Consider the following 18,809-nt stretch of genomic DNA (forward strand, 5'->3'; position numbering starts at 1 on the left):
TATGTTAACCTCCTTGTAATTTAGTTTCCTCGGAAACTAAATTTATTTTAACATGTTTTTCTCACTTGTAAATATGAAAAAATGATTTTAAAATGGTATATAGTTAAATTGTTTCTTTGGAAACTTAGGGGGCGAACGGATTGGATCATGCAACGAAACAAATGGAAATACTTTCGGACATTCGTACACTTTTACATAAAAAAGAAGAACATTTGAAAGGACAAAATGAGAAGTTTCTTCGTGAGACAGGTATAAGTGGTATGTCTTTATCTGAGTTACATGTGATCGAGTGTATCGGCAAAAATGGTTTGATGAATGTAACTGCTATTACGACAGAAATGGGAATGACGAAGGGTGCAATTTCTAAAATTTGTACAAAGTTGTTTCAAAAGCAATTCGTTGAGAAGATGCAAATATTAGATAATCAAAAAGAAATATTCTTCCGCTTAACGGAAAGCGGAAATGAAATATATAAAGCTCATGATAAACTGCATAAACAAGCTGAAGAAAAGTGGCTGCTACTGTTAGATGGATATACGGAAGAAGAGCAAGATTTTATTCAAAGGTTTATAAAGGATGTCTCCAAACATTTGGAAATATAATTGGAAGAAAAAACTCCTTTATTTCAAGCCTTTTGAATATAATTTCTAAAAAAACTCATATATAATAGAGAAAGATACTTAACATAGTGAATAATTAAAGAGTCAATATATAAAGAGGAGAGAATAACATGCTTGAAAATACGGGATTAGTATTAGAAGGCGGCGGTATGCGTGGTGTATATACGGGCGGGATATTAGAATACTTTATGGAACAAGATTTATATTTTCCATATGTAATTGGTGTATCAGCTGGTGCTTGTCATGCAGCGTCGTATCTTTCCAGACAAAGAAATAGAAATAAAACAGTAAATATTGATTATGCATCACACCCACAATATTTATCGTATAAAAATTTATGGAGAAAACGCCAGTTATTTGATATGGATTTCATTTTTCATGAAATTCCAGAAAAACATGTCCCATTTGACTTTGAAACATACTTTAATAGCCCAGAGCGTTTCCTTGTAGGGACGACGGATTGTGAAACAGGAAAGTCTATTTATTTCGAAAAAGAGGGAACGAATGATGATGCATTAAATTTATTACAAGCATCTAGTTCATTACCTTTCATTGCACCTGTAGTAGATTATCGTGGTAAGCAGTTATTAGATGGCGGGATTTCTGATCCAATTCCAGTTCGTAAAGCACAGGAAGATGGGTTTAAAAAATCAGTCGTTATTTTGACGAGAAATCATGGTTACGCGAAGAAAAAGTCAAAGTTTGGATGGGTGGCAGCGAAAGCGTATAAAAAATATCCGAACCTTGTTAACACGATGCTAAATCGTTATGAAGTGTATAATGAAACACTTCACTACATTGAAAAAGAAGAACAAGCCGGGAATTTATTTGTTATTCGCCCAGAAGTGCTGCTTCAAGTAGATCGTATGGAAAAAGATACAGCAAAACTACAAAATCTATATGAGCAAGGCTATGAAGATGCAAAGAGACAGTTTGCAGATTTACAGTCGTTTTTACAAAAATAAGTATTAGGCTGTGGAGAAAAATTTCTCTGCAGTCTTTTTTATTATTGGTTTGAATGTCGAATAACGGTTATACACTTCTAGTATCATGGTATAATATGGATAAAAGTATGTGGAGAGGTGATACATATGGAAAATGTATATAAAGGGCTTAGACATACTGGATTTACTATGATGTTTATTTTTGGTGGCGTATTTTTATTACGCTGGTTCACTCATGATGAAATGCTACTAGATCAGCTTATTGGATTTAGTGTAGGGATGGTAATGGTTATTTCATCCGTTTTCATTCAAAAGTATAGTAAAGAATTACAGGTGAATGAAAAATATTAATAAGTTTTAACTTCTTTTATCTTTTTCATAGTTTAGGAATAGTGGAGGCTTTCGTATGGTTTTCTTATTTGCAGTATATTTTATGGTCATTATGACATTAGTAATTACATTTCTTCTTTCAAAAAAATCATATAAGAAGCCTGTTATGAAATATATACCAACGTTAATATTGCTTATTTTGGCATTCATTTCTTCTGTTATGTTTGTATTGAATAACGGAATGGGAGAGCTGATGATAGCGGTATTTTTAGGGATTGCAGCAATAGTGAACTGTCTTTTACTTCTTGTATTGAAAGTAGTTCGTTTGATTGTTGCAAAAGGAAAGTAGCGTATCGAAATTCGATGCGCTACTTTTTTATTTACGCTTCTTTTTAATAAATGAAAAGGCTAAAGCTGTAATTAAAATACTGCCTTTAATGATATCTTGTGCATAATAAGGAACGTTCATCATTGTAAGTCCATTTAATATGATTCCAATTAATATAGAACCGAGGAATGTTCCGATGACATTTGGTTTCTTGGCACCAAACATTGCGTAACCGATATAGGCAGCTGCAACTGCATCCATTAACAATGGGGCACCAGCCGAAACTTGCCCTGTTCCAACGCGGCTACATAGAATAATTCCGCCAATAGAAGCTAGTAAACCACTAATCATATAAGCATATACACGGTAACGATCAGTAGGGATACCTGCTAATCTCGCAGCTTCTCGATTCCCACCTGTCATATAAAAGAAACGACCGTACGTTGTTTTTTCTAAAAATAGATGTGCAATTAAAACGACGATAAGCATGATAATGACAGGGACTGGAATTCCTAGCACAGAACCTTGACCGATAAATAAAAAGGATGGAATAAAATGTCCTTTAGCCCCAGACATTCCTTCATAAATAGAAGATCCTTTTGAAAATGTTAAGTGTAGTCCGTTAACGATATACATGATACTTAGTGTAGCAAGTAAATCTGGTAGTTTAATTCGGATAACGAGTAGTGCATTACATAATCCAATTAATAGCCCGCAAAGAATAGGAACAAGGAGTGTAACTAATAGTTCTTGTCGATATAAAACGAGACAGGAAGCAGCGGCAATTGTTGCTAAACTAGCGGTAGAGCCGACCGATAAATCAAATCCTTCTACAATTAATGTAAAGGTAACACCAATTGCGAGTAACGTTACGATAGAAATAGAGCGTAAAATATCACTAATATTGTTGTATGTTAAAAAAGAATCATTGACGATAGAGAAAAAAATTGTAACACCTATAATGATAGCAATTGTACTAAATTGATAAAAAAGATGAGTAGGTAAATATAGTTTCTTAGTTTTATGAACGAGATTCAATGGAATAACTCCCTTCAGATAAATGTAAAAGCTGTTCAGGAGATAGTTCGTTTGGTAAGTATTCACCTACAAATTCTCCGTTTGCCAGTATAAGAATACGATCAGCGATATGCAACGCCTCATCTTGTTCTCCTGTGAAATAAATTACGGAACTTCCGTTTTCTGTAATGTTGCGAATGAATTGAAAAATGTCTTGTTTCGCAGCGACGTCTACACCTTTAGTTGGCTCGTCTAAAAGAAATAGATTAGGTTTGAATCCACTCCACTTTGCAATTGAGACTTTTTGTTGGTTTCCGCCACTAAGTGAATGAATAAAGGCCTTTGGGTCAGTTGGTGAAATACCGAAAGAAGAAATTGCTGTAGTAGCATTATTTAATTCAGTTTGTTTTCGTCGCCATCCTGATTGGTGTAAATTTGTGTGACTTATAATATCTTCCGAAAGAAATACGCCTTGTTTTCTCCTTTCTTCTGGTACAAGTGCGATTTTCGCTTTAATCGCATCTCGTGGTGTTTTAATCGTTAGTTTTTGACCGTCTATTTCTGCGTGATAAGTATGACGAGCACCAAATAACGTTTCAGCAAGTGTTGTTTTTCCACTGCCAATTAATCCATATATCACGACTGTTTCGCCTTTCCGTACGGTGAGAGAAAGGGGAGAATGACCTTTGTGTAATTGAAGTTCTGGTATTTTAAATAATTCTTCTCTTCCGGTTTTTGGTGTTGTATTAATTGGAAGCGTAAGTTGTTTTCCAGTCATTGCTTCCACAATTTGTTGATCCGTAATATTTGTAATAGCTTCAGAAAGTGCAACTTTACCGTCATGTAATACAGTGACATCATCCGCAAAGTTTCGAATCTCTAATAGACGATGAGAAATTAAAATAATGCCAATACCTTTTGATGTTAAATCTTTTAAGAGCTTTCCAAAGGTTTCAACTTCTTTTGGCCCAAGAGAAGAAGTGGGCTCATCTAATAAAAGATAATTTGTATTGTTAGATAAAGCTCTTGCGATAAGAAGTAACTGTTTTTCATGTAATGAGCAGTTTGAAACGTCTTCCAAAACATTTAAATCGACCTGTACAGTTTGTAAGTGTTGTTTCGCGAGTGCGACTAATTTTGATTTTGAAAATAGGGCTCTGTTTTGCATTGCTAATTGATCGATTAGTACATTTTCTAAGACGGATAATCCTGGGATAAGTCCGTGATCGACTTCTTGTGTGACGAAAGAAATACCGTGCTTCTTTGCATCTCGTGGTGAAGTAAAGGAAACAGACCGATTATCAATTTTTATATCGCCAGCAACTGGTTGAATTTCACCAGTTGCTATTTTGAGTAAAGTACTTTTTCCTGCGCCGTTCATTCCTAGTAAAGCGTGCACTTTGCCTTTTTCAATATGAATAGAAATATCTTCTAGAACAGGTGTAGCTACGTGATAAGAATGTGTAATGTTTTGAAGAGAGAATGCCATTATTTTTTCTCCTTCTCTAATTTTTTCATCCAAGGAGAATACCCATCCTTTGAATCTCCCCAACCATTTATATGTTTTGATAAATGATCCATTGTTAAATTTTCTTTTGGTAAATTATTTTTCCTCACTAAATAAGGTTCTAATGAATAAATATCTGGAGTTTGTTCACCAGCGATTTTTTTATATAAAAATCGTACTTGAACTTTACCTACCTCAGCTGGATCAGTTGCAGCTGTAGCAGTCCAAGGTGAGTTTTCTTTTTGCATGAGTTGCAAATCTTCATTGCTTAAGTCAATGCCGTATACTTTTATATCTGTACGACCAGCTTGTTCGAGCGCTTTGACAGCCCCCTTAGCAAATTCATCCCATGAAGCAAAGATAGCTTGTAAATCTCCTTTTTTCGGATATTTTTTTAGTAAAGCTTCTACTTGTGTTTGTGTATCAAGCGGTGTGTTATTACTTGCAGTACCGAATCGTGCAACTTCTTTTATATTTGGATAACGTTTATAAAAAGCATCAATGATAATATTGCGACGTTCCATTGGAGCGAATCCGCCAACCCATACGACTGCGATATTTCCTTGTCCATTCAAATCTTCCGCTAATGTTTTTAATGATTTCCATGCAAGACTATAGTCATCTTGATCAATAATAGTTACGCCCGGCAAGCGTAGATCATTATCAAATGCTACTACGGGAATGTTCGCTTGTATTGCCTTTTCGACTCCAGGTTTTAGCGCTTCTGATCGGCCATGATCAATTAAAATACCATCCACTTTTGAATTAATGGCAGTATCTAAATTTGCCGCCATTTTTGCTAAATCGTTATCAGAATTATAGACTTGTACACTGCCGCCAAATAGCTCGGCTTGTCTTTTGACGCCCTCAATATATTGAGAGGAAAAAGTTCCGATAGACATTTGCATAATTAATGCAATTTTTAATGGTTTCTTTATTTGGTTTGGAATTTCTGTTTGTAAATGATTTTCTACTGTTGTAGTCACTTTTTTTACAGTTTGTTGCTTTTGTGAAGAGACAGCGTCTTGTTCATTTGTACAAGCAGTTAATGTAAGTAAGAGAACAATGAGTACGATGGAACACAATTTCTTCATAAAAAAATCCCTCCTAAACTAAGAAGAGAGGGGAGGGAGTGAAAATAAAAAACGCCTTTTCATATAGAAAAGACGTCTTATCATATTACTCTTATCTTTCAACACAACGTGTTGTAAGAATTAGCACCGTGCCCATAAATGGGTCGGTTGCCGGGCTTCGTAGGGCTCATCCCTCCACCTGCTCTTGATAAGACATCGAATATTCAACTATTTTGAATTATTCCACAAGTTTATGGTGTTGTCAAATGATTTTTTATAAAAAAAATCCCTCTTTATGAGGGATTTTAATGTGGTAAGAAAATCAATTGATAAGCGAACAAGATTCCGAATACATACACAAGTGGGTGAACAGAACGGAATTTACCTTTTGCCACTTTCATAAGTGGGTATGAAATAAATCCAAGTGCGATACCTGTTGCGATACTTGATGTAAGTGGCATGCTTAAGATTACTAAGAATGCTGGGAATGCTTCATCAAATGCGTCCCAATCGATATGGCGAACTGAGCCCATCATAAGACTACCAACGATAATTAATGATGGTGCAGTAATAGCTGATACACCAGAAACGGCACTTACTAATGGTCCGAAGAATGCTGCTAGTGCGAATAGAACAGCTACTGTAACAGTTGTTAAACCAGTACGACCTCCAGCTGCAACACCAGCAGATGATTCAATGTACGCTGTTGATGGTGTTGTTCCGAACATAGAACCGATTGTTGCTGAGAATGAGTCAGATAGAAGAGCTCGTCCAGCTTTTGGAAGCTTTCCATCTTTCATAAATCCACCTTGTTGAGCAACGCCAAGTAATGTACCTGTTGTATCGAATAATGTAACAAGGAAGAATGAAAATACAACGCCGTATAATCCGTAGTTAATTACATCAGATACAGCAGTAATTGGATTGGAAACGATGATTCCTTCTGGTAATCCAGGCATTGATGTAACACCGTTTGAGAACGATAATTGTCCTGTGAAGTAAGCGATAATACCAGTTAATAGCATTCCGATAAATAGTGCGCCATTTACATTTAAAGACATAAGGACAATTGTAATTCCAAGTCCAGCTAATGCTAGTAGTACTGGAGCAGAGTGAAGATCACCAAGCCCAACTAAGTTTGCTTCATTTTTTGTAACGATACCTGTTAAACGTAAACCGATAAAGGCAATGAAAAGACCGATACCAGCAGTAATTGCATGCTTTAAGTTTTCAGGAATTGCTTCCATTAATTTTGTACGGAAAGAAGTGAATGATAACAAAATTAAAATCATACCTGCTACGAATACAGCAGAGAATGCAATCGCGAAAGTCATGCCTTCATGAGCTTTTACAACAGAGTAAGAGAAGTAAGCATTTAATCCCATACCTGGTGCAATTGCGATTGGTAAGTTTGTAAAAATCGCCATAAATAATGTTCCGACAACAGCAGCAATAATTGTTGCTGTAAATGCTTGTTCAAATGGAACTCCTGCATCCCCAAGGATGACAGGGTTTACGACAATGATATATGCCATTGTTAAGAAGGTAATAATACCTGCCATAATTTCAGTTTTAATAGAAGTTTTATGTTTTGAAAGGTTAAACATATAAACATCCTTTCTGTTTACGAATAATTTCCACAACAGTTATATATAATATTCGTTTTTTAACTATTTTGCAATAGTTTTGCATAAAAAGTTTACAACAATTCATATTTTGTGTCTTAAATTCGAATGTTAATCGTAAAAGTACGTGTGAATTGTAGTTTTTTATTGTGTGCATTATAAGGAAAAGGAGTTGAATGAAGATATGCCGCAGCAAAAAAACTTTGTAACAATGCCTGCTCAACATCAAAATAAACAACCTGGTATTGAATCGTTAATGGATCCACTTCCGCAGTTTGAAGATCCGAATTATAAAGGTAGCGAAAAGTTAAAAGGAAAGAATGTATTAATTACAGGTGGAGATAGTGGAATTGGACGAGCTGTTTCCATTGCTTTTGCAAAAGAGGGAGCAAATATTGCGATTGCTTATTTAGATGAAGAGGGAGATGCAAATGAGACGAAGCAGTATGTTGAAAAAGAAGGTGTAAAGTGTGTATTGTTACCGGGAGATTTAAGCGATGAACAACATTGCAAATATATTGTAGAAGAGACCGTCCAGCAGCTGGGTAGTTTAAATATTTTGGTGAATAACGTTGCTCAGCAATATCCGCAGCAAGGGTTAGAATATATTACGGCAGACCAGTTAGAAAAGACTTTTCGTATTAACATTTTTTCTTATTTTCACGTTACGAAAGCAGCACTTTCTCATTTCAAACAAGGGGATGCCATTATAAATACAGCGTCTATCGTTGCGTATGAAGGAAATGAAACGTTAATTGATTATTCCGCGACGAAAGGAGCGATTGTTGCTTTTACAAGGTCATTAGCTCAGTCGTTAGTGCAAAAAGGTATTCGTGTAAATGGTGTGGCTCCGGGACCAATTTGGACGCCACTTATCCCATCGAGTTTTGATGAGAAAAAAGTTTCTCAGTTTGGGAGTAATGTCCCGATGCAAAGACCTGGTCAACCATATGAATTATCGCCAGCATACGTATACTTAGCATCTGGCGATTCATCCTATGTTACTGGACAAATGATACATGTAAATGGGGGCGTTATTGTAAATGGATAGTTTTCTTCGATAAGAGCAAAGTAAAGCTAATTGCATTTATTATGATATTAGTGCTAGGGAGGATTTAGATGAAGAAAGTATTGTTTATCGTAATCCTATTTTTCATCCTGCCGGTTAGTGCTTTTGCTGATACAGATCATTTAATATTAGTGAACCTTACGACGAATCAGCTGTCTTTCTTTGATGAGGGGAACTATACGAAAACATTTCCGATAACGACTGGAAGAGATCGTACACCTACACCTGAAGGTAATTTTTGTATTATAACTAAATATAAAAATAAAGAATACCATCGAAAAAAAATACCTGGTGGTGCACCGAATAATCCCCTTGGTACGAGGTGGCTTGGATTAGATAAAAATGAATATGCAATTCACGGGACAAATCGAGAAGGGACAATTGGTAGTAGAGAATCAAATGGTTGTATTCGTATGCATGACAGAGATATACAGTGGCTATATGACCGAGTACAGTTGCAAACAAAAGTAATCATTGCTCGTTTTCATACGAGCCCTGAATATGAAGCGAATAAGCTTGGTTATCGCGTTGTGAGCTGGAATGGTCGTAAAGTAGAAGAAGAGCAAATTGGTATGCTTACGTTAGTAGATCGCGTGGGTATATATTGGCAAGAACCAAATGGGCAGTTAACGAAAGTGAAAACGGTATTGCCAAACGAAAGATATCCAGTGTATTCAAAACGAAAAGATGGAATATATTATATAGGAAACAATTTGTATATAGTGGATGAAACAGGAGAAAAAATTCGTTATGAGCAAATTCCTTCTTCGGCTTTAAGTAATATATATAAACGGAAATATAATGTTCCATAATGGCTACCGTATTATAGACGGTAGCTTATTTCTACTTTGAGTTTAACTGCAACTATTGGATTTTGCTGAATATAATACAGTACAGATAGGGGGGCGGTTACATTATGAAAAGTGAATTCGCTTTTAAAATTTTCTTAGTAACGACCTGTTTATTTATGGTGTATTTGTATGCATTTCTCGTCTTTTCTTTTTATGTTCCATATGTTGATTTAATATTATTCTTCGGATTTATTTGGGCATTTGTGAAAGCAAGAGAAGGAGAGAAGAGTATATACCGGCGCATTACCTTATGTGGGACAGTTGTTCTCGTTATTTTGTACTTTTTTATCATGCATGATTTTTGGAGAGGAATGTAAAAAAGCATACGATTACTCGTATGCTTTTTATGTTTAATATTTTGGCTTAAATGTATGACAACAAGTTTCTACACTCGTTGTTACAGAACTTTCTAGCGTCTCGTTTGTTAAAACCGCGCCTGTATATGAATCATTTGCATTCGAACCAGTTTCTTGTGCATCTGGTTGCACAACGATTGCAGTTGCTTGACAAAAGTTACCTTGTCCCCAAAATGAGCAATTGGAAACAGAGCATTTTACTTCTGGCATAAAACCCCCTCCTTATACATTAGTTTGGGATTTTACGCCCACTTTCATGTGTAGAAGGAGTTTCCTTTTCTCGTTATTTTTTCGTTTGCTCAAGCCATTCTTTTAATTTGTCTTTCGGTTGTTCACCACTAATACGGCTTACTTCTTTGCCATCTTTGAAATGAATAATTGTTGGGGTTCCTTTAATTTTATATTCATCCCAAGGAGCATCTATTTTTTCAATATCCATAACTTTCATATCAACGTTCAAGTCTTTAGCCATCGGTACTAAGACAGGAGATAGCTTTTGACAATGAACACAAGATGTTTGATAAAAGTATACTGTTTCTTCTTTTTTCTCTTTTAAATTTTTTTGAAGATCTGCAAGAGAGATTTTGTTTGTATAGTAGTCAGGACCATTTGTTGTACTACCAGTAGCATTATCAATTTTTTGGCTAGTAGCATTTTTTTCTTCCATTTGTGTGACAGCGAAAATTGCTGCAAACAAGGCGATAATAATACCACCAAATATAAGCATTTTTTTCATTTTTTCATCTCCTTATTTGTTTTTTATTACAATAAAACTACATACAGCGATTGTAATAAAGCCGATAAGTGCTAAAAACGGGATTGTAATAAAACCAAACCAGTTTATGAATTCTCCGGTGCAAGGTACACGGCCGCAAGCTGCCCCAGCAGCTGAAAATGCTGCGACTTTTTGAATGGCATAGTGATATAAAGAAATACAAGCACCAACACTTGCAATTGGTAAAGAATAACTTGCGATGCGATAATCTTTCTTTGCTACAGCGATACCAAGCCATAAAACGAATGGATACATAATAATACGTTGATACCAACAAAGTACACAAGGCTCAAATTTCATGATTTCGGAAAAGTACAGACTTCCTAGTGTAGCGACAAAAGAAGCTCCCCATGCGGTAAGTAAAGCATATTCTTGCTTTTTTTCTCGTTCCATATTTTATACCTCTCTTATAATAGTTACATACTAAATTATAGTATGAAGTAGCACAGAAAAGAAAGAAAAAATATGTTTATCAATAAAAGTTTTATAAGGGGAAACTTTTATTGATATAAACATTTTAAAAAGCGCTATTCTCATAAAGAGAATAGCGCTATATTTTACATTTGAATTTGCTCTACTTCTTCTATATGTGACTTTTGGGATGCGTGGTCAATATATTGAAATAGAAGCTGCAATTGTTTATCAACTTCTGGCATTTCTTTACTGTATTGATAAGCGTGTAAAAAATGTTCAATACGCTTAGAAAATAATTGATCGTTCGTTTGAACCATAAGAACGAGTAATTTATCCCAATTACAGCAATACGTGTAATAGAGAGCTTTATCATAGTCGTTATATGTTTGCACTGTGTACCCTCCTTACTGAGGAGTTATATATAGTGTGTGACAAGCAAGGAGAAATACACTTGAAAGAATTTGTTAAGAAAAAATGTGAATGAAAAGAAAAAACGAGGTGTTTCCTCGTTTTTAAGCTTTTGGCATTGGTGTAGGTGTTGGTTTTCCATATCCTTCCTTATACTTATTGTCAATATAGTTGCGAATTTCCAGCGTTGATTTTCCTTTTTGTTTCATGGAAGCAGATTCAACTGCGATTTCTAGGCAATTGACACAAGTCGTTGCGTGGGAATCCCAAACAACTTCACCATTCTTTTTAATTTCACGAATAAAGCAGTTTTTATTATTTTTATGTCCTACACTCTCACCACAACCGCAGTAACATGGAATCCAATCTAATAGCTCTGCATTTTGTCCAGCGACAGTGTAGATATCTTTCATTTGTGGATCAAGCTTGTCTAAGAAGGTAGGAAGTACGTCGACTCCTTTTGTTTTTTCTTGAATGTCAGCTTGCTGAGTATGTGATGCGTGGTCATGCTCTTCTTTTGATTGCGATGATTTTTTTTCGTTTGTACTAGTAGCTCCGCAACCAGCAAGAATTAAACTCAATACTGCAAGTAAAGAAAATACATATTTCTTCATACGCTTGTCCCCTTTACAAATGTATTAATCAAATTGTATCAGACTAAAACACCTAGGGAGAAGCTTTTTTTGAACGATTTTTGAAGTGCCATCGTAGTGAATGAAATAGAAATAAAATTGGGATATAAGCGTATACAATATACAAACCAGCTTGAGATAGCACTGTATTTAATGTGTTGATACTTTCGCGGTTTGTGAAAAATAAGGACGAAATAAAGATGGCTGCGATAAAAAATGGTAGTGTAATTTTAAAAGGTATGCGAAACGATCTTTTACTAATGCAACAAGAAGACCAAATTGTTAAACAAAGATTAGGTAAAATAATAAGATACCATATGAAAATAATGATGTACTCAAACCTTTGGATGAAAGGAACCTTTATGATTTTTAGCATCGTTAATGTTGGCCAAATTGTATGGTGTAGTTGCCCTTGGCTATAGTACATAAGGGAAACGATGGCTAGTATTACGTATAGAATCGTTGTAAAAGCAATACCACCGTGCGCCCATTTATTTAAAGATTTTCCTTTTTTAATAAATGGATAAAAAACAAGGATTGCTTCAAATCCGAGAAATTCTAATGCAGATGCTTTCGCTGCAGTTAAAATGTCTAAAGGTGAATGAGTTAGAATTGGAAAGATGTTACGAACATGCGCATATTTCATTGGGAAAACTAAGAAGAATAGGACGAAAATCGGTATGACAACGCCCCAAAAACATATTCCTGTTACAGAGCGAAAGCCGCCTCTAATTACGTAATAAGCTACAAGTAAAAATAATAAAGTTAATTTCCACGGCTTAATTGTAGGAAAGACCCAAACTTGAATAACTTCAATATATGTACGAAGAACAGTAAGACAAAACAATAGAAGGTATGCGGCGAAGCATACAGAAAAAAATGTTCCAATCCATTTTCCGAAACATGTCGTATGAATATCCATTAAATCATTATCTTTTTCTAACATTTTAAGCATGCAAAATAATATGATATGAGTTACAATGCCGGCAGCGATAAGGGAAATCCAAGAATCATAACCGGCGTATTGTGCAATAATTCTTTGGTATCCTAACACACCTACTCCGACTTGAAGAGAGTGCAATAGAAGGAATGTGAAATAAGGGGAAACAGTATGTGTTTTATCTTGTCCAGCCATGATAGCACCTCACTATTCTCCGATACCAGATTGTACGACATTAATCTGCACACTAACAGCAACGTCTACGTTAGGATACATTTCTTGAATTTGTTTCATGCTCCATTTTCTTGAGTGACTACGAATTTCTTCACGTATACCTATTGGATCGATTTCTTTTTCTTGGAATTGTTTTATTAATTCGTTTAAATGTTTTTCAATTGTTTTTTCCACATGTTTTTTTACGTAAGTTATATTTTTGTTTTTTGATAAATCGAGCCAATCAGGCGCATTTTTTATGAGTCCATTTAATTTTAGGCGAATGTGAAGTTTCGGAATGTCACCAATTTCGGAAAGAGAACAAACACTCTTTCCAGATAAATTTTGAGTGGCGATTAATCCTTTATGTTTCCCTTGACGTATCGGAACTTCATAACGACCATTATTAGTAGGATTAATAAGTAATTTAAATAAAAAGGCCCCTTTTTTATCTGTATACATAGCCACTTTATCCTTTTTTAAAAAAGCGAGTCCTTTAATAGAAGCAGACTTGTCTTCTGCAACTTGAATGTAAGGTAGAAACGGATCGCAGCCAGATGAATAAAAATTATATAAAAAAATATTTAAAGCTGTCCGAGGGATTGTCTCACTGTCTATATTTTGCTCCAGTAAATCAGAAAGATATAGGGATCCATTTGTTTTGACATGCTTGAGTAGTTGTTCAGTTGAGCCGTCTACAAGTGCTAGTTGCACATCACGCCCTATGTTAGGATCGCGTTGTAAGTTGTTAATAATATTTCCAATTCCACGTTCGCCAAATGATTTTCCAAATAGAACAACACGCATTTGACCTACAGCGATTGTATGTGGCGATTTGGCATTTAGCAGTGAGGAAATTGTTTCAATCGTGCCAGCGGTAGTTGACTGTGTTTCTGGCTTTGATTGCACACCTTTTGTGTAATCAGGATATAAAATCGTCCCGCGAAATGTTTTATCTTTCGTTATATCAAATCCACCTACATGAATAATTCGCTGTGTGTCTACTATATTAGGTTGTGTACAGCCGGATTGAAAAATTAAAATGATAACGGAACAGCATAATAAAATATTTTTCATTTTTCTTCACCATCGTGTTTTTCTTTCGCTTTGTTCGGATCATAGCGCCATTTCTTTTTCGGTCTTAGAAACGAAGCACGTCCTGCAGTTTGACTAAATGGAAGGCGAAGCAGTCCTTCAGCTGTACCTAACCCGCGAAATGGGTATAAAGGTAGTAAATAAGGTGATCCAAGTGATTTTAAGCGAATTAAATGAGCTAATATAAATACAAAGCCAACAATGAGGCCTACCCCCCCAAATGCTCCAGCTAAAATGATGAGTGGAAATCGTAATATCCGGATAGTGGATGACATTTTTACTGTTGGTGTTGTAAAAGACGCAAGCGCAGATAACGCAACCGCGATTAATAAAATGGTACTTGTTAAAGCAGCCTCAACAGATGCTTGCCCGATTACAATCCCCCCAACAATACCGATCGTTTGGCCGACTTTAGTCGGTAAACGAGCGCCAGCCTCCCGCAGCAGTTCAATGGTAATTTCTAAAAAAAGTGCTTCCAAAACAGGTGGAAACGGTACATTAGCTCGAGAGTAAATAATAGGGCCAAGTAAATCTGCAGGAATCATTTGATAGTGATACGTTAATACAGCTGTATAAATAGCCGATGAAAATAGTGAGAATGCTGCTCCAAAAAAACGAACCATTCTAAGAAATGAGCCTGCTATCCATGGCAAATAATAATCTTCTGGAGAGACGAAGAAATCGAGTAATGTCGCTGGTCCAGCTAATGCGTACGGTGAACCGTCTGTTAAAATGACAACTCCTCCATTCAATAATGAATAAACGGAGCGGTCTAAACGCTCTGTAGGTAGTAAAACAGGGAAGGGGGAGTTGCTATTATCGCTAATTAACTGTTCAATCATAGTTGCATCGAATGGAAAATCAAAGTCAATATCTTGCAGGCGTTGCACTGCAGTATTCACATGCTGTTCATTTGTAATATCCGCCATATAAGCGACTATAATTTTTGTTTTTGAGATAGAGCCAACGGAAAGCTCCTTGAAAATTAATTGCTCTGTTACAATGCTTCGGCGAAGTAAATGTATATTCGTATCAATATTCTCAACGAATCCAATTTTAGGACCGATGACACTATATTCATTTTCTGTGTCGTTATATAATCGTGTACCTAAAGCTAAACTTTCAGCGCGAATAAGTGCATATTCGGCTGTTTGAGAATCAATTTTTAGCTGCAAAAGTACATAGCCACCTAATAGTTTTTCACGGATATCATCAATAGAAGGAGTGGTGATAATCTCTTCAAGTGTAACGATATTAGCTATGTCATTTATATTTTGAATGCGATCTAATTCTTTTTTGATAGGTGTTAAAATGAACCGATTAATAATAAGTGATTCAACTGTAGATTTATAATAAAACAAACATAATGTCCCATCTTCTATGACGTTATAAGAAGAAAAATCGCTTGATTCTTTCATAGTATGGATAAATTCTGGAATAGAACAGACTGTTTGTTTTTTCTTTTTTGATGTTACACGAAACATTTTCACACCCCCCTGACATATATCATTTACTTGTGTTAGTTTTTGGGAAAGACGGGAATTTATACTTGAAAATTGAAAGTTCATAAAGAAAAGGAAGAGTATTGAAAATCTCTTCCTTTTTGGCATGTTAATTTGTTTTCTTTTCTTTAATAGACTTCACTAATTCCATCATTTCCGCTTTTATATCTTCTTTTTTTACATTTAGTTTTTCAGCAATTTGTTTAATGTCCATTCCATCTTTTTTCATTTTTAGCACATCATCAAGAGGGGTATTACTTTTTTGAGAAATGATTGTTAATACCGTGAGCTGCCGCAAGCCGATATTATATTCCTTCATTTTTTGCTTTAGCTGATCCGGTGTGGATTTTTGCATAGTTGCTAAATGTTGTAGCAGTGCTTGCTTTGTTTCTTTATTCATATGATGCTTTTTCAACTTACTTGGATCTACACCGAAATGCTCGGCTGTTTTCTCCCAAGATTTATTTTGTTTATAGTAAGCTAAAACGTCTTTTATTTCTTTTTTACTCATTCTTGCAATATGAGCAGCTTTCCAAATTTCATGTTTGTTATAGCCGAGTTTTTCGAACGACTGCATTTCTTCTTCTGAAATAGGTTTATGATGGTGCAATGTTACTTCTTTTGGCGTGGCAGCGAAAGTAGGGAAGACGGTTGCCCCGAATAATAATGTTACCATGGTCATACTTACTGCGATTTTTTTGTACATATAAACTCCTCCTAGATGGATAATGTGGAAAACTGTACGCATATCATTTCCATAAAATGTGAAATACTTGTGAACAAATCAAGTTTTTTTATTCACAAGTATGAAATGACGTTTTTAGAAGTTTTCCAACATAAAACATTGATTAATAGTAAAAAACTAGGGTATAATCGAAATTGAAAATCAATATCAATAACAAACTTATACATATAGATAAAATAAGGGAGAGAAAAATATGACTACATATACTTCCATCGCAAATGTGATTAAAGAAAGACGTTCTGTTCGTACATTTACAGATAAAGCAGTAGATAAAGAGTTATTAATTGAACTATTAAACGACGCAACGTGGGCACCGAATCATAAACACCGTGAACCATGGAATTGTAAATTATACATTGGAGAAGGCCGTCAGAAATTGGTCGACGCAGTATTAAACTCTTTCACAGAAGAAGAAAGAGCGAAACGCGGTAAAATTTTATCAGATCGTTTCTTAAGCACGCCAGCACAAATCGTTGTATATATAAATGAGGACCCTCGTCAAATTCAACGTGATGAAGATTACGCTGCAACATGTGCATTTATGCAAAACTTCCAACTGCTTGCTTGGGAACGTGGATTAGGTTGTGTTTGGAAATCAGGCGGATTAAACTACAATCCATTATTTATAGAAGGACTGGGTTTAACAAGAGGTCAACGTATCGTTGGAATTCTCCACCTTGGCTATTTCGATAAAGCGCCAGAAGGAAAAGCTCGTACACCGATTACGGAGAAAATGGAGATTATTGAAGGTTAATAGATGAGACATTCTCGTTTTTATGAGGATGTCTTTTTATTATGCAATCAATCCTCATGAAAGCTTGTTCCTCGTCATACACTTTCTTAAGGGAAAGTGTAAGGAGGGAAAATAATGAGAGCAAGTGACGATAAAGCACTGCAATATGCGATTGCGGAAATTACGGAAATTGCGACTGGATTTGGGCTTGATTTTTATCCGATGCGTTATGAAATATGTCCAGCGGAAATTATTTATACATTTGGTGCATATGGGATGCCGACGCGGTTTTCACATTGGAGTTTTGGAAAACAGTTTTTCAGAATGAAATTACAATACGATTTAGGTCTTAGTAAAATATACGAACTCGTTATTAACTCTGATCCATGTTATGCCTTTTTATTAGATACGAACTCGCTAATTCAAAATAAATTAATTGTAGCGCACGTTTTAGCACACTGTGATTTCTTTAAAAATAATATTCGCTTCTCTAATACGAAACGGGATATGGTGGAGAGTATGGCAGCAACGGCTGATCGCGTGAAAGCATATGAGCATAAGTACGGAAAGGCAGAAGTAGAAACATTTTTGGATGCCGTACTTGCTATTCAAGAGCACATTGATCCATCGCTTATGCGTCCAAAACTTGCGTGGAGTATTGAAGATTTAGAAGAGGAGGTAGAAAAGAAAAAGATATCACAGTACGATGATTTATGGAATTTAGATGATCGAAACAAAAAGAGAGAACGACCTAATATGCATAAAAAGAAGAAAATTCCGCCGCAACCAGAGAAAGATTTACTACTCTTTATTGAAGAATATAGCCGTGAGCTAGAAGATTGGCAACGCGATATATTAACGATGATGCGCGAGGAAATGTTATATTTCTGGCCGCAGCTTGAAACGAAGATTATGAACGAAGGTTGGGCTTCGTACTGGCATCAACGCATACTCCGTGAAATGGACTTAACATCTTCTGAAGCAATTGAATTCGCAAAGCTTAATGCAGGTGTCGTTCAGCCATCAAAAACGAGTATTAACCCATACTACCTCGGTATTAAAATGTTTGAAGATATTGAAGAACGCTACAACAACCCGACAGAAGAAATGAAACGACGCGGTGTAAAACCAGGATCTGGTCGTGACAAAATCTTTGAAGTACGCGAAATTGAGTGGGATGTATCATTCTTAAGAAACTACTTAAATAAAGATCTCGTAATGAGAGAAGATATGTACTTATTCCAACGCCAAGGAAAAGAATATAAAGTAATAGATAAAGAGTGGGAACAGGTACGTGATCAGCTCGTAAATATGCGTACAAATGGAGGTTTCCCGTACTTAGTAGTAGAAGATGGGGACTACTTAAAGAACGGAGAATTATACATTAAGCATAGTTACGAAGGAATCGAGCTTGATTTAAAATACTTAGAAAAAGTACTGCCATACCTTCATCAGTTATGGGGAAGAACAGTGCATATGGAGTCCATTGTGGAGAGTAAGGGCGTTGTGTTTTCTTATGATGGGAAGATGGTGCATCGGAAGTATGTGTGAAGGAAAGAACGGACATAGAATGCTATGTCCGTTCTTTTTTATTTGGAACAAAGTCAAATATGCTATTCTTGAAGAAAAGGA

General features: G+C 35.6%; 22 protein-coding genes and 1 riboswitch. Of the genes, 9 read left to right on the forward strand and 13 right to left on the reverse strand.

Annotated features, from left to right (window positions below; genetic code table 11):
* Window positions 1–140: 140 nt before the first annotated feature.
* From F8162_RS15515 to F8162_RS15530, 4 genes are all read left to right on the forward strand, one after another.
* Window positions 141–602: a MarR family transcriptional regulator gene (locus F8162_RS15515; protein WP_151631607.1), complete on the forward strand. Its 462-nt coding sequence runs from the start codon at window positions 141–143 to the stop codon at window positions 600–602.
* Window positions 603–730: 128 nt separating this feature from the next.
* Complete coding sequence (locus F8162_RS15520) at window positions 731–1,585, forward strand: patatin family protein (protein WP_151631606.1); 855 nt, start codon at window positions 731–733, stop codon at window positions 1,583–1,585.
* A 126-nt stretch (window positions 1,586–1,711) separates the two neighbouring features.
* Complete coding sequence (locus F8162_RS15525; RefSeq protein ID WP_151631605.1) at window positions 1,712–1,915, forward strand: hypothetical protein; 204 nt, start codon at window positions 1,712–1,714, stop codon at window positions 1,913–1,915.
* A 55-nt stretch (window positions 1,916–1,970) separates the two neighbouring features.
* Entirely contained in the window at window positions 1,971–2,243 is a 273-nt protein-coding gene (locus F8162_RS15530; protein WP_151631604.1) for a sugar ABC transporter ATPase, read from the forward strand.
* Window positions 2,244–2,270: 27 nt separating this feature from the next.
* Here the strand turns inward: F8162_RS15530 and F8162_RS15535 are convergent, their stop codons facing one another.
* The 4 genes from F8162_RS15535 to F8162_RS15550 all read right to left on the reverse strand — a co-directional run bounded on the left by F8162_RS15535 (window position 2,271) and on the right by F8162_RS15550 (window position 7,426).
* Complete coding sequence (locus F8162_RS15535) at window positions 2,271–3,260, reverse strand: ABC transporter permease (protein ID WP_151631603.1); 990 nt, start codon at window positions 3,258–3,260, stop codon at window positions 2,271–2,273.
* A complete protein-coding gene (locus F8162_RS15540) occupies window positions 3,244–4,731 on the reverse strand; it encodes a sugar ABC transporter ATP-binding protein (protein ID WP_151631790.1) in 1,488 nt (495 codons plus the stop codon). The genes F8162_RS15535 and F8162_RS15540 overlap by 17 nt, the downstream gene beginning before the upstream one ends.
* Complete coding sequence (locus tag F8162_RS15545; RefSeq protein WP_151631602.1) at window positions 4,728–5,840, reverse strand: sugar ABC transporter substrate-binding protein; 1,113 nt, start codon at window positions 5,838–5,840, stop codon at window positions 4,728–4,730. The genes F8162_RS15540 and F8162_RS15545 overlap by 4 nt, the downstream gene beginning before the upstream one ends.
* A gap of 88 nt (window positions 5,841–5,928) precedes the next feature.
* A riboswitch (SAM riboswitch) is annotated at window positions 5,929–6,034 on the reverse strand.
* 90 nt (window positions 6,035–6,124) lie between these two features.
* A complete protein-coding gene (locus tag F8162_RS15550) occupies window positions 6,125–7,426 on the reverse strand; it encodes an NCS2 family permease (RefSeq protein WP_097890211.1) in 1,302 nt (433 codons plus the stop codon).
* Window positions 7,427–7,628: 202 nt separating this feature from the next.
* Here F8162_RS15550 and F8162_RS15555 point away from each other — a divergent pair, with 202 nt between their 5' ends.
* From F8162_RS15555 to F8162_RS15565, 3 genes are all read left to right on the forward strand, one after another.
* The gene (locus tag F8162_RS15555; RefSeq protein WP_151631601.1) at window positions 7,629–8,495 is read left to right on the forward strand and encodes an SDR family oxidoreductase; all 867 of its coding nucleotides are present in this window, start codon (window positions 7,629–7,631) and stop codon (window positions 8,493–8,495) included.
* A gap of 68 nt (window positions 8,496–8,563) precedes the next feature.
* Window positions 8,564–9,325: a L,D-transpeptidase gene (locus F8162_RS15560; protein ID WP_151631600.1), complete on the forward strand. Its 762-nt coding sequence runs from the start codon at window positions 8,564–8,566 to the stop codon at window positions 9,323–9,325.
* Between the two features lie 104 nt (window positions 9,326–9,429).
* On the forward strand, window positions 9,430–9,681 hold the full coding sequence (locus tag F8162_RS15565) for a hypothetical protein (protein ID WP_151631599.1): 252 nt from the start codon (window positions 9,430–9,432) through the stop codon (window positions 9,679–9,681).
* A gap of 33 nt (window positions 9,682–9,714) precedes the next feature.
* Here the strand turns inward: F8162_RS15565 and F8162_RS15570 are convergent, their stop codons facing one another.
* The 9 genes from F8162_RS15570 to F8162_RS15610 form a co-directional block, all read right to left on the reverse strand.
* On the reverse strand, window positions 9,715–9,930 hold the full coding sequence (locus tag F8162_RS15570) for a DUF1540 domain-containing protein (protein WP_151631598.1): 216 nt from the start codon (window positions 9,928–9,930) through the stop codon (window positions 9,715–9,717).
* Window positions 9,931–10,003: 73 nt separating this feature from the next.
* Complete coding sequence (locus F8162_RS15575; protein ID WP_151631597.1) at window positions 10,004–10,456, reverse strand: thioredoxin family protein; 453 nt, start codon at window positions 10,454–10,456, stop codon at window positions 10,004–10,006.
* 12 nt (window positions 10,457–10,468) lie between these two features.
* Window positions 10,469–10,888, reverse strand: coding sequence for a disulfide oxidoreductase (locus F8162_RS15580; protein ID WP_151631596.1), 420 nt, complete (start codon window positions 10,886–10,888; stop codon window positions 10,469–10,471).
* A 164-nt stretch (window positions 10,889–11,052) separates the two neighbouring features.
* Entirely contained in the window at window positions 11,053–11,301 is a 249-nt protein-coding gene (locus F8162_RS15585) for a YhdB family protein (RefSeq protein ID WP_001195460.1), read from the reverse strand.
* Window positions 11,302–11,421: 120 nt separating this feature from the next.
* Window positions 11,422–11,931, reverse strand: coding sequence for a PCYCGC domain-containing protein (locus tag F8162_RS15590; protein WP_151631595.1), 510 nt, complete (start codon window positions 11,929–11,931; stop codon window positions 11,422–11,424).
* 52 nt (window positions 11,932–11,983) lie between these two features.
* Window positions 11,984–13,084, reverse strand: a complete 1,101-nt coding sequence (locus F8162_RS15595) for a GerAB/ArcD/ProY family transporter (protein ID WP_151631594.1) — start codon at window positions 13,082–13,084, stop codon at window positions 11,984–11,986.
* A gap of 12 nt (window positions 13,085–13,096) precedes the next feature.
* Window positions 13,097–14,179 carry a Ger(x)C family spore germination protein gene (locus tag F8162_RS15600; protein ID WP_151631593.1) on the reverse strand — a complete coding sequence of 361 codons (1,083 nt, stop codon included), beginning with the start codon at window positions 14,177–14,179 and terminating at the stop codon, window positions 13,097–13,099.
* Entirely contained in the window at window positions 14,176–15,681 is a 1,506-nt protein-coding gene (locus F8162_RS15605) for a spore germination protein (protein ID WP_151631592.1), read from the reverse strand. Before F8162_RS15605 ends, F8162_RS15600 begins: the two co-directional genes overlap by 4 nt.
* 127 nt (window positions 15,682–15,808) lie before the next feature.
* Complete coding sequence (locus F8162_RS15610) at window positions 15,809–16,405, reverse strand: hypothetical protein (RefSeq protein WP_151631591.1); 597 nt, start codon at window positions 16,403–16,405, stop codon at window positions 15,809–15,811.
* Window positions 16,406–16,637: 232 nt separating this feature from the next.
* On the opposite strand from F8162_RS15610, the gene F8162_RS15615 reads away from it, so the two are divergent.
* Window positions 16,638–17,198, forward strand: a complete 561-nt coding sequence (locus F8162_RS15615; RefSeq protein ID WP_000214810.1) for a nitroreductase — start codon at window positions 16,638–16,640, stop codon at window positions 17,196–17,198.
* A gap of 114 nt (window positions 17,199–17,312) precedes the next feature.
* A complete protein-coding gene (gene spoVR / locus F8162_RS15620) occupies window positions 17,313–18,728 on the forward strand; it encodes a stage V sporulation protein SpoVR (RefSeq protein WP_151631590.1) in 1,416 nt (471 codons plus the stop codon).
* Window positions 18,729–18,809 lie beyond the last annotated feature (81 nt).

This window comes from Bacillus sp. CH140a_4T, assembly GCF_008923725.1.
GTDB lineage: Bacteria > Bacillota > Bacilli > Bacillales > Bacillaceae_G > Bacillus_A.